This is a genomic window from Bradyrhizobium sp. HKCCYLS2038, assembly GCF_051167655.1.
Taxonomy (GTDB): Bacteria; Pseudomonadota; Alphaproteobacteria; order Rhizobiales; family Xanthobacteraceae; genus Bradyrhizobium.
On the sequence record NZ_JBNPTM010000002.1, the window covers coordinates 871,850 to 883,445 of the forward strand.

8 protein-coding genes are annotated in these 11,596 nt (G+C 66.1%); 1 reads left to right on the forward strand and 7 read right to left on the reverse strand.

Features of this window, described 5'->3' with window-relative positions; all coding sequences use genetic code 11:
* Positions 1-62: 62 nt before the first annotated feature.
* Entirely contained in the window at positions 63-1,610 is a 1,548-nt protein-coding gene (locus tag ACQR1I_RS13200) for a flagellin (RefSeq protein WP_434865021.1), read from the reverse strand.
* Positions 1,611-1,993: 383 nt separating this feature from the next.
* On the opposite strand from ACQR1I_RS13200, the gene flbT reads away from it, so the two are divergent.
* Positions 1,994-2,419, forward strand: a complete 426-nt coding sequence (gene flbT, locus ACQR1I_RS13205) for a flagellar biosynthesis repressor FlbT (protein ID WP_434865022.1) — start codon at positions 1,994-1,996, stop codon at positions 2,417-2,419.
* Positions 2,420-2,556: 137 nt separating this feature from the next.
* Here the strand turns inward: flbT and ACQR1I_RS13210 are convergent, their stop codons facing one another.
* The 6 genes from ACQR1I_RS13210 to ACQR1I_RS13235 all read right to left on the reverse strand — a co-directional run bounded on the left by ACQR1I_RS13210 (position 2,557) and on the right by ACQR1I_RS13235 (position 11,596).
* The gene (locus ACQR1I_RS13210; RefSeq protein WP_434865023.1) at positions 2,557-4,107 is read right to left on the reverse strand and encodes a flagellin; all 1,551 of its coding nucleotides are present in this window, start codon (positions 4,105-4,107) and stop codon (positions 2,557-2,559) included.
* Between the two features lie 337 nt (positions 4,108-4,444).
* Positions 4,445-5,953, reverse strand: coding sequence for a pyridoxal phosphate-dependent decarboxylase family protein (locus ACQR1I_RS13215; protein WP_434865024.1), 1,509 nt, complete (start codon positions 5,951-5,953; stop codon positions 4,445-4,447).
* A complete protein-coding gene (locus ACQR1I_RS13220; RefSeq protein WP_434865137.1) occupies positions 5,950-7,140 on the reverse strand; it encodes an ATP-grasp domain-containing protein in 1,191 nt (396 codons plus the stop codon). Before ACQR1I_RS13220 ends, ACQR1I_RS13215 begins: the two co-directional genes overlap by 4 nt.
* 52 nt (positions 7,141-7,192) lie before the next feature.
* Positions 7,193-8,815: a hypothetical protein gene (locus ACQR1I_RS13225; RefSeq protein WP_434865025.1), complete on the reverse strand. Its 1,623-nt coding sequence runs from the start codon at positions 8,813-8,815 to the stop codon at positions 7,193-7,195.
* Between the two features lie 10 nt (positions 8,816-8,825).
* Positions 8,826-9,632, reverse strand: coding sequence for a hypothetical protein (locus ACQR1I_RS13230; RefSeq protein ID WP_434865026.1), 807 nt, complete (start codon positions 9,630-9,632; stop codon positions 8,826-8,828).
* A 92-nt stretch (positions 9,633-9,724) separates the two neighbouring features.
* Positions 9,725-11,596 (reverse strand): flagellar protein, encoded by a 1,872-nt coding sequence (locus ACQR1I_RS13235; protein ID WP_434865027.1) that lies wholly within the window; start codon positions 11,594-11,596, stop codon positions 9,725-9,727.

The window sequence follows — 11,596 nt, forward strand, 5'->3', positions numbered from 1 at the left end:
GCGCAAAAAAGGCGGCGGGGTTTCCCCCGCCGCCTTCGGTGTCGAAATGGTCGTGCCGTGGATCAGCGCAGCAGCTGCAGCACGCTCGCCTGCGACTGGTTGGCCAGCGACAGCGCGGACACCGCGATCGACTGGCGGGTCGACAGCGCCTGGCTGTTGGCCGCTTCCTCGTTGGTGTCGGCCAGCGTCAGGTTCGACGAGCCGGTCTGCAGCACGTTGATCAGGTTCTTGTTGAAGTCCTGACGGATCTGCACCACCGACAGGTTCGAACCGAGCGTCGAGGCTTCCGACCGCAACGTGGAGCTAGCGCTGTTCAGCACGGTGATCACCTTGTTCGCCGAGTTGTTGTCGAGGAAGTCGGTGCCCGAGGTCAGCGTCGACAGACCCAGGCCGCTGGTGTTGAAGGTCACGCCGGTGATCGACAGCGACGACTTTCCAGTCTCGTTGAAGGTCAGCTTCAGCGTGTCGCCGTTCAGCAGGTTGACGCCGTTGAACGAGGCATCCGACGCGGTCGTGTTGATCTGCGCCAGCACGTTGTTGTACTGCGAGACCAGGCTCGCACGCTGCGTCTGCGCCGTTGCGTCGGTGATCGGAGCCGCCGCCGTCAGACCGTTGAAGGACTGGCTGGACGCAGCTGCCGAACCACCGATCGCGCCGATCGTGGCAGACGCCGCGTCGTTGGTGGTGGTGAGCGTGATCTTGCCGGTGGAGTCGATCGAGGCCTGCAGGTTGTTGGCTGCGAGCTGCGTGTTGAGGTCGGTCAGCGACTTCACCTGCCCTGTCCCCAGACCGAAGGTGATACTCGTGGCCGTGCCGCCTCCGGTGGCTGCGACCGTGAGTGTCTGTCCCGACAAGCCGTCGCCGACCTGACTCAGTCCGAGCTTGGCCAAGGTGCCGGAGCTGCCCGAGAGCGTCAATCCTGCCGCCGGAGGCGTCAAGGTGATCTGGCCGCTGCTGAGGGTCGCGGTCACGCCGGCCTGGGTCTGGATCGCCGACAGCAGGTTCGACACGGTGTCACCGATGCCGATGCTGGTGCCGGTCGAGGACGTGCCGGTGATGAAGGTAAAGGTGGTGCCGTTGACGACCAGCGTTTCACCCGACGTGATGCCGCTGGCGAGGTTGTTCGACGAGGTCGCCGACGTACCGGACAGCTTGGTCGAGCCGGTGATGTTGCCTGCGCCGGAGGACGCGTCGTTCTGCACCGCCGTGCCGGTCACCGCCGTCGTGCTGGAGCCCAACAGGTCGCTCGAGGTCGCGCCGGTCAGAGCCGCCGACGTCACGTTCGACTTGGTGGAATAACCGACCGAGCTCTGCAGCACCTGGTTGGCGATCGACTTGGCGCTGTCGACGAGCTTCTGCAGCGAGGTGATGCCGGTGTTGGCGGCCTGCAGCACCTGCACGCCGTTGCCGATACCGTCGAGCAGATTGGAGATGTCGGATGCGCGGTTGTCGAGACCCTGGGCGGTGAAGAAGTTGGTCGGATTGTCGAGCGCCGAGTTGACCTTCTTGCCCGTGGAGAGATTGTTCTGGGTGGTGGCGAGGAGCTGAGCCGTCGACTGCAGCGAAAGCAGGTTCTGACGCACCGACGCCGAGAGAACAATGCCTGACATTTTCATACCCTTCTGGTGTGACTCAAACAGACCGACCCTTCAGGATCGGTTGTGCCCGCATCGACTTCGCAACCGGGCGACGTCCGTTAAGGTAAATGGGAGTGGCTAACAAACGGTGAAGCGGCGCGCGGCGCAGCCCGCTTGCGCCGACTGCGACGCCCCTGATACCTGCGGCGCCACACGGCCATCACGTTGAAAACACCTGACATTTACCAAGCTCGCCGGTCGTTTACCGAGCGTTAACCATGTTCGGAAAGGATCGCTGCGCGCCGACCGATCGAGCGCGCAGACTGTCCGCTGCGATTTTGACTGGCCCCACAGCGGTGACCGGCCTCGCCGGAGCAGATTCAGCGCCGCGCCGATCGCCGCAACGGAGGACGAGAATGGCCCTGAAAGTCGAACTGAAGCCGCATGAGCGCATCATCATCGGCTCGTGCGTGATCACCAACACGGACCAGCGGGCGCGGCTGCTGATCGACGGCGACAATATCCCGATCCTGCGCGAAAAGGACATTCTCACGCCGGAGACTGCCGACACGCCGGCCAAGCTCGTCTATCTCGCCGTCCAGCTGATGTACATCTCGCCGGGCGCGGACACCAATCACGGCACCTATTTCAACCTGCTGCGCGACATCATCACGACAGTGCCGAGCGCCTGGCCGATCATCGAGGCGATCAATGGCCACATCCTCAATGGCGATCTGTATCAGGCGCTGAAGGAAGCCAAGAAGCTCGTCGCTTACGAGAAGCAGCTGATCGAGCAGGCCGAGGCCGAACAGCAGGCCAAGCCGGTCAGCTCCGCCGCCTGAGCCTCGCTCCTCGATCAAACATCCAACGCCCGGCCCGCCACAGACGGCGCCGGGCTTCTGGTTGTCTTACCCGGCCAAAAGCAAAGGCGGCGGGGTTTCCCCCGCCGCCTTCGATGTCGAACGGATCGTGCCGTGGATCAGCGCAGCAGCTGCAGCACGCTCGCCTGCGACTGGTTGGCCAGCGACAGCGCCGATACCGCGATCGACTGGCGGGTCGACAGCGCCTGGCTGTTGGCCGCTTCCTCGTTGGTGTCGGCCAGCGTCAGGTTCGACGAGCCGGTCTGCAGCACGTTGATCAGGTTCTTGTTGAAGTCCTGACGGATCTGCACCACCGACAGGTTCGAACCGAGCGTCGAGGCTTCCGACCGCAACGTGGAGCTAGCGCTGTTCAGCACGCCGATCACCTTGTTCGCCGAGTTGTTGTCGAGGAAGTCGGTGCCCGAGGTCAGGGTCGACAGACCCAGGCCGCCGGTGTTGAACGTGACGCCGGTGATCGACAGCGTCGACTTGCCGTTCTCGTTGAACGTCAACTTCAGCGTATCGCCGTTCAGCAGGTTGACGCCGTTGAACGAGGCATCCGCCGCCGTGAGATTGATCTGCGTCAGCACGTTGTTGTACTGCGAGACCAGGTTCGCGCGCTGCGTCTGCGCGGTCGAGTCAGCCACCGGAGCCCCTGCCGTCAGGCCGTTGAAGGACTGGCTGGATGCCGCCGCCGTACCACCGACCGCGCCGATCGTGGCAGACGCCGCGTCGTTGGTGGTGGTGAGCGTGATCTTGCCGGTGGACGAATCGATCGAGGCCTGCAGGTTGTTGGCTGCGAGCTTCGCGTTGAGGTCGGTCAACGACTTCACCTGCCCTGTCCCCAGACCGAAGGTGATACTCGTGGCCGTGCCACCTCCTGTGGCTGCGACCGTGAGTGTCTGCCCCGACAAGCCGTCGCCGACAGCACTCAGCCCAAGCTTGGCCAAGGTGCCGGAGCTGCCCGAGAGCGTCAATCCTGCCGCCGGAGGCGTCAAGGTGATCTGGCCGCTGCTGAGGGTGGCGGTCACGCCGGCCTGCGTCTGGATCGCCGACAGCAGGTTCGACACGGTGTCACCGATGCCGATGCTGGTGCCGGTCGAGGACGTGCCGGTGATGAAGGTGAAGGTGGTGCCGTTGACGACCAGCGTTTCACCCGACGTGATGCCGCTGGCGAGGTTGTTCGACGAGGTTGCCGACGTACCCGACAGCTTGGTCGAGCCGGTGATGTTGCCTGCGCCGGAGGAGGCGTCGTTCTGCACCGCCGTGCCGGTCACCGCCGTCGAGCTGGAAGCCAGCAGGTCGGAGGCGCTCGCGCCGCTCAGCGCAGCCGACGTCACGTTCGACTTGGTAGAATAGCCGACCGCGCTCTGCAGCACCTGGTTGACGATCGACTTGGCGCTGTCGACGAGCTTCTGCAGCGAGGTGATGCCGGTGTTGGCGGACTGCAGGACCTGCACGCCGTTGCCGATACCATCGAGCAGATTGGAGATGTCGGATGCGCGGTTGTCGAGACCCTGGGCGGTGAAGAAGTTGGTCGGATTGTCGAGCGCCGAGTTGACCTTCTTGCCGGTCGAGAGGTTGTTCTGGGTGGTGGCGAGAAGCTGCGCCGTCGACTGCAACGAAAGCAGATTCTGGCGCACCGACGCCGAGAGAACAATGCCTGACATTTTCATACCTTTCTGGTGTGAAACAAATACCCCGATCCCTTCGAGATCGGGCGTCGCCAAGTCCGGATTTTCCGGCCTGGTGACGGGCGTCACGGTGAACAAGAGTGGCTAACAAACGCTGAAATGGTTGTGGCGCTCTCCGGCTTCAATCGCTCGGACAGAGGCTTAGAGCAGTCGGGGATCGTCCTGGACGCTCGACGGCCGCGTTGAAAACGCTCAGGGATTTACCAAACGCCCGCCGCCTTCATTGCCTGTAAACCACCTTTGAAAAGGCTTCGAACGGCCGTCGCCGCGCGCAGTCCGCGCGCGGTTACATGCCGAAAAATGGCCGCCGGCTTCAGGGTGCGATCGACGGCGAGGACATCTCGATCAGCGGCGTGTCGCCGCCTGTGCGCTGCCGTCCGAAGCTCAGGACGGCTGCGACCAGACGAGCGAGATCGATCTGTTGGGTACGATGGTTGACGATGGCGGCGCGGATCGCGAGCCGTCCGTCCAACATCGTCGTCGACGGCGCGGCGATGCCCGACTCGTGGATGTCGGCGACGATCTCGGCGTTGACGGCATCGGCGTCATCACCGCGGTAACGGAAGCAGACGATGTTGAGGTTGACCGGCGCGAGCAGCTCGAGCTCGGGCTCGGCCAGCACGCGCGCTTCGAGATCGCGCGCGAGCTCGCAGCTCTTCGCCATCATGGCGCCGAGCGCATCGCCGCCGAAGGTCCGCAGCGTGAACCAGGTCTTCAGCGCCCGAAAGCCGCGCGACAGATCCGGCCCGAGATCGCAGGGCCATTCGGTGCCCGCGGCAAGGCCGCGCGTCTCGCGGCGCAGATAGGCGGCGGGCGACGCAAAGGCCTCGCGATGCTGCTCGCCGTCACGCACCAGCAGGAAGCCGGCGTCGTACGGCACCTGCCCCCATTTGTGGAAATCCAGCGCGATCGAATTGGCCCGCTCGATCCCGGCGAGCTTCGGCGCCAGCTCGGGCGAGAGCATCGCCAGCGCGCCGAAGGCGCCGTCGACGTGAAACCACAAGCCTTCGCTGCGGCAGAGCTCCGCCACCGCTGTGAGATCGTCGATCGCGCCGATGTCGACCGTGCCTGCCGAGGCGACGACGAGAAAGGGATGCAGGCCCGCAGCGCGGTCCCGGGCGATCGCGCCGCGCAATGCGGCGACATCGATCCGGTGCGCCGCATCGATCCCGATGCATTGGAGCGCGTTGCTGCCGAGGCCAGCAATGTCCATCGCCTTGGCGATGCAGCCATGCGCGGCCTTCGACGTGTAGGCCCGCAGCCGCTGCCCGGCCTCGCCGATGCCTTCGCTGCGCACGCGCGCGCCGAGCGCCGCACGCCTTGCGACGAGAACGGCCAGCAGATTGGCCATCGAGGTTCCGGTGACGAACAGGCCGCTGGCGCCCTGCGGGAAGCCGAACAGCTGCCGCGTCCAGTCCACCACCTGGCGCTCGATCTCGATCGGCGCGTGGTCCCGGCCGCCCAGATTGGCGTTCAGTCCCGCCGCCAGCATCTCCGCCAGCATGCCGACCACCGTGCCGCCGCCATGCACCCAGCCCATGAAACCGGGATGGACGTTGCCGGTGGCATGGGGAACGACGAGCTCGTTGAAATCGGCATAGACGGCGGCCAGATCGGTCGGCGCGCGCGGCAGCTCGCTGCGAAAGCGTCGCCGCGTCTCGGGCGACATCGGCTGCCACACCGGACGATCGCGGATGCCGGCGACGTAGTCGATCATGTCGTCGAGCATGCGATGCCCCTGCGCGCGCACCTCGTCCCAATTCTGCGGGTCGAGCGTCTCGGCCGGCCGCACGGAATGATCGGTGGGCGCGGTGGCGCTCACGCCGCCTGCTCCGCCGCCGATGCGGCGCGCCTAGTGACCATGGCCGCGAAGGCGGCGAAGATCTTCTGCATCTGCGGCGGCTTGTAGGGGAAGACGTCCGGCGGATCCATGTTGTGCACGACCGCCGTGTTGTCGGCTTCGAACACCAGCAGCGCACCGTCCCTGGTCTCGGCGCAGTCGATGATGAAATAGTCGAGACCGATGCGCTCGGCGATCGCGGCGAGCACGCTGCGGTGCCGCCGGCCGAAGCCGATGTCGAACGTCTGCATGAACGCCGCCTCTTCGAGGCGCTTGCTCTCGCTCGCCGCCATGCCGGCGTTGAGGTACCAGATGTCCCAGCGGTTGGCGATCGCCATGTGGCACGCATAGGCCGTGCCGTCGACGAACACGACCCGGTACTTGCGGAACAGGCCGTCCTCGCTGGCATAGTCGATGAAGCGCGAGACGAAAAACTCCTGCTCGTCGCGCTCGTCGAGATAGAGCGAGAGCTCGATTGCCTCATCGACCTTCTCGAGCCCGACGCCGGCATGCGAGCCACGCGGCCGGATGATGATCGGAAACGTCAGGTCCTCCGCGACCGCGCTCAGCCACTCGCGCTCTTCGGAGATCTCGACCAGCAGGTCGCGGCCGGCCGCCAGCGTCGCCGGAATGACCAGCCCCTCGATGCCGGCGAGCCGCGCATGCAGCTTGTCGCGATCGAGATGCCAGATCTGCTGCGGCGGATTGAGCAGCGGGCGCGGCCAGCGCGCGGCCACGGCGTCGATCTCGCGCAGCGTATGCTGACAATCCTCCGAGTCCGAGGCGATCACGATGGCGACGTCATGGGCCGGCAGCGGCGCCGGCAGCGCGGCGCCCGGCACGACGTACAGCAGCATTAGCTCGATGTCGGTGTCCTCGAGCAGAAACTCGATCGGCGTGTTGCTGCCCATGTCGGTGGCGGCCGCCAACGCGAGCACACGCAGCCGCGGCGCCGCGGGCCCGCCCGCGACACGATAGAGCTGGTGGGACTGCAGCACGTCGTGCTGGATTGCCAGCCCCGACGCCTTGTCGCCGCGCAGCTGCGCGATCAGCGCGAGGTCGAGTCCCTCCCCCGCCTCGGCGCTGCCGCCGAGCATCTTGGCGAGCAACGCGGTCCATCGCGGCTCGAGGTCCTCTCCGTCGAAAGCGGCCTTGGCGATCTTGGCCATGCCGACCCGGTCAGCGCATCCTGCACCGGCGGTGTCGGCCAGCGCGAGCAAATCAGTTGGCATTGCAGATGTCCCTGAGATCCTGGCTGCTCACATCCGACACGAGCAGCTCTGTTTTTGCGACGACGTCCACGATCCGGTCGATATCGGCGTCGAGATTGATGCGGCGACTGGTGACGTCGTCAGACCACGCCTCGGTGATCTGGCGCGCCCCGATGCACAGCCGCAAGGCGGCGATTGGCGCGCCCGACGGCCGTTCGATCCGGACGGGCTGGCCGAGCAGACACCGGCGTGCAGCGACGTCCGCCATGCGCCCGTGAAACCGCCCGCTCAGATCCAGCTGCAGCGCGCGATAGACCGCCTGGGTCTCGCCGATGCCGAGCAGTTCGCCGTTGCGCTGGAGCGCGAACGGGAACACCGTGGCAAAGCCGAACTCGCCGTCATCGGCAACGACAGCGCCGGTCGCAATCGGATGCAGCACGGGCGACAACATCAGCAGGCTCTCGATCGCCTCACCGAGCTGCCTGATCGCCATCCGGCGAAACGTAGCCGGCACCTGGTGATAGGCCGCGATCTCCTCCAGCGCGGCCTCCCAGCGCAGCCATTGGCCGATATTGGCGCGCGGCGCGGAGCGCGCCCGCAGATCGCTCCAGCCGGACGGCCAGTCGCTGCGATTGACGTAATCGAAGATGCCGGGCGCGATCGGATAACCGTTGCGCAAAGCCGATGACACCCCGCGCGGGACGAGCAGCGCCCCGCTGAAGGCCGGTCCGCCGAAGAACTTGGATCCCGAGATCAGCACGAGATGACCGCGATCGAGATGCTCGGCCAGCCGCGCCGGGCTCAGCCGCATCTGGCAGGCGTCGACCACGATCTGCACGCGCCCGGGCCAGCGTTGCGACACCTCGTCCAGACAGGCGCGGTCCGGCGCCCGCCAGCCGAGCTTGGAGGAGTCCATCACCTGCAGCAGCACGTTGCGGCCGTCGCGCACGAGGGTCTCGACGGCAGCGAGCGCGGCTTCGTCGATATCACCGCGCGCCTGCATGGTGGTGCTATCGAGCAGCGGCAGTTGCTCCGCATCGCCGTCGAGGCCTTCGATCGGCGCATCCTTGGTGACGGCGAGGCCGCTCGCGGTTCGCGTGCTGAAATGACGGCCGCGCGCGCTCGCGGCCGTGCCGCTGCCGGTCTGGTCGGAGCCAATGACCACGCTAGTGACGTCGTCCCCGAGCAGCGACCGCGTCAGCGCCAGCGCATGCAGCTGCGAATCCGTGCCCGATGGCGAGAACACGATGTCGACATCGCCGGACAAGCCGAGATGCTGGCGCAGCTCGCAGCGCATCTCCTCGGTGCGCCGGTCGAGCGCCTGCTCGAGCCCGAGCGAGATCGCGGCATGCATCAACTGCTCGCGCGCCAACTCGACGCGGGCATAGGCGCGCTCGGAGATCGGCGAGGCCGTGCTCGATGCGAAGGACAGCATGTCGGGCGCGGGCGATGGCGGGCAGCCATAGGCGTTGCGCCCCCAGGGACGGTCCAGCGCGAGACGCGCATCGCCGCCATCGATCAGGAGATCGCCGAGCAATGCGAACAGATCGCGCAGTCCGGTCACAGCGCCCTGCGCGCGCCGCTCCGGGCCGGATGAGTTCCTGATCTCCGACCGGGTCGCTGCCGAGTTCATCGGATCATCATCAGGCTGCGTCGGCGGCAGCAGCGGTGGGAACCGCTACGGCCGACGCGAATTGCGAGGCGACATTGCCATGGAAGACGGAGGGGCCGACGTGATCCAGACGGCTGTCGAGATCGGCCCAGATCTCGCCGCCGAGATCGGTCCACCGCTTGCAGAAAGCAAAATCCTCGCTGAGATAGGTGCCGGTGTCGGGCTCGATCATGCACTCGAACAGCGCGAACCGGTTCGGGCTGCCGGCGAGCGCATCGTGCGAGTGCTCGCGGAAGAACTGCAGCGGCGCGTAGGCCGGATGCGCGATCATCGCCTCGATGACGCGGCGGCGGATCATCAGGAACCCGGTGCCGGCGTAGCGCACGCGGGTGAAGCCATTGACCACGGCGACGTGGTCGGGATTGTCGACCTCGAGCACGTAGTCGAGCGAAGCCGCCGGGAGGTCCATGCGGTTGGTATGGATCGCGCGGCGCGCCTTGGTCCAGTTGACCTTCTTGACCGGATAGACGCCCGCGACCATGTCACCGCCGGATTCGATCAGCCGGAACACCTGCTTCGGCGTGAAGCCGATATCGGCATCGACGAACAGCAGATGGGTGGCCGTGGGGTCATTGAGGAACAGCGTGACGAGATTGGCGCGGGCACGGGTGATCAGCGCGTCGCCGTCGCGCATGTGGACGGTGAGATCGACGTTCGACGTGGCGCGCAGCTCGCGCTGCAAGGCGAACACCGAGCTCGCATAGATGCTCGACACCTGGCCGCCGAAACATGGTGTCGCGATCACCAGATGGATGCGCTCGTCGGTCGGGTTACTCACGTCAGCCTCCAGAAAACGAGGCTCCCGCCCCACATCTGAACAAAAGCTAAAGAGACGTGGTTAACGAATACCTAACCGCCGTCCCCGTGATTTTACAGGTACTTCACGAGCGTCAACTGAGCCAGCATCGCCGTCGTCTGATAGGAGGCCTGGAGGTTGGTCTGCAGCTGCAGGATCTGGCTCGCGACCTCCTGCTGCGAGATGCCCTCGGTCTGGTCGACCAGGCTCTGCATCGCCGCCTTGGCCTGGGTCTGCCGCGCTGTGGCGTCCTTCATCGTGGTCTGGGCGTTGGCGAAGTCGGTCTGGATGTCCGAGATCGTCTGCTGGCCGAGTTGCGGCGTCAGGTTGGAGGCGATGCGCTGGCTCAGCGCACCGATCTGCTGCCCTGCATTGGCGCCCGCCGGCGGGGTGTTGACGGCGGCATAGACCGCGGTCTGCTGCACGAGGTTGCGGATCGCGAACTCGTTGCCCTGGGCGCCGAACTGGATGCTCTGGGAGGTGTCGATGCGGATGGTCGCGGTCGAGCGCGCCGAGCCCGGACCGTTGTTGCCGGTGTACCAGGACACGGTGTTCGTGGAGCCGTTGACCAAGCTCGTTGCCGACCCCAAGGGCGTGCCGGAGACCCGCAATGGCGGCGTCGGAGCGGTGACCGTGCCGGAGAAGCCGAGCGCCGCCAGGGCGCCGGCATTCGAGCTGGTGACCGAGAAGCTCGCTGCATCGTCGGTGCGCAGCGTGATCGCGCCGCCGCTCACCGTCGAGGCCTTCGATGTGCCGCTCAGCGTATCGATCTTCGACAGCAGCGTCTGCACGTTGTCGGTGATGTTGATCTGGTTGTTGCCGTTCGCGCCGGAGCCGACGAAGGTCAGCGTCTGGCCATTCACCGTGAGCGTGTCGCCGCTGGCGAAGTTGGTCGCGATCGAATTGCTGGGCGACCCGCCCGACAGCAGCGTCGCGCCGGTGATCGGTGCCGGAGTTGCAGCCTTGTTGTTGACGACAGTGCCCGACACCGCGCTCGCGGTGTTGAAGAAGTTGTCGCCGGCCGTGACCGCGGAGGCGGCGACGAGCGAGGTGTTGGCGAGCGTCGTGATCGCCGTGTTCAGCGCGGCATTGAGGTTCGCCGAAGTCGCGGCGGGCGTCGCGCCGATCGCGAAGGTGTTGGCGGGCGCCGGCGTCGTGGTCGACGCGGTCAGCTGGATCGATTCCGAGGTGCCGTCGGGCAGCTTGAAGGTGAAGCCGATCTGATCGCCGGCGTTGGGATTGCCGGCCGTGAGGTCGACCGAGATGCCGGCTGGCGAGCCGGTTGGCCCAGTCACGGTGGCGTTGGTCAGCGACGACGTCACCGAGCTCAGCTTGAATCCGAACGGCGAGCCGGCGACGTCCTCCGAAAGCGTAATCGGCATCGTCGCCGAGGCCGAGAGGTTGAGGCGGCCGAGGCCATTGAGCCCGAGATCGGCCTGCCGCCGCTCGGCGATGACCTGCTTGAGGCCGGCCTGGGTGGCGGTGCCGTTCAGGATCTCGTCGGCCGGCACGATGGCCGGACGGTCGGTCGCGCTGCCGGAGAAGATGAAGCGATCGCCGACCTGGGTGTTGAGGATGCCGACGATGGCCGACAGGTTCGACGAGGCCGTCAGCTGTCCGGTGGTCTGGCCGGTGCTGGTCAGGTTCTGCGGCGTCGCCGACGCCCCGTTCTGCACTTGGTCGTTGATCTTCGACAGCGACTGCAGCGAGGTGTTGACCGCGCCGATCACCGTGTTGACGTGGGTCATCGTCAGCGTGAAGGCGGAGATGTTCGACAACTGCGCCCGCGCCGCGACGGCGAAACCCTCGTCGGGCCCCATCCCGGCGTAGTTGTTCGCCTTGGTGCCGCTCGACAGCTGGGTCGAGAGGTCCGCGAGCTGCTTGGAGATGTTCCGCACGGACAGGCCGAGCAGAGACGTTCCGTAATTGACACTGCTGATCGTCAT

What these genes read in the sequence shown, in the direction of transcription:
- ACQR1I_RS13225 (WP_434865025.1), bottom strand. Translation starts at nt 8,815, where the DNA reads ATGAACTCGGCAGCGACCCGGTCGGAGATCAGGAACTCATCCGGCCCG.
- ACQR1I_RS13210 (WP_434865023.1), bottom strand. Translation starts at nt 4,107, where the DNA reads ATGTCAGGCATTGTTCTCTCGGCGTCGGTGCGCCAGAATCTGCTTTCG.
- ACQR1I_RS13200 (WP_434865021.1), bottom strand. Translation starts at nt 1,610, where the DNA reads ATGTCAGGCATTGTTCTCTCGGCGTCGGTGCGTCAGAACCTGCTTTCG.
- flbT (WP_434865022.1), top strand. Translation starts at nt 1,994, where the DNA reads ATGGCCCTGAAAGTCGAACTGAAGCCGCATGAGCGCATCATCATCGGC.
- ACQR1I_RS13235 (WP_434865027.1), bottom strand. Translation starts at nt 11,596, where the DNA reads ATGACGATCAGCAGTGTCAATTACGGAACGTCTCTGCTCGGCCTGTCC.
- ACQR1I_RS13220 (WP_434865137.1), bottom strand. Translation starts at nt 7,140, where the DNA reads ATGGCCAAGATCGCCAAGGCCGCTTTCGACGGAGAGGACCTCGAGCCG.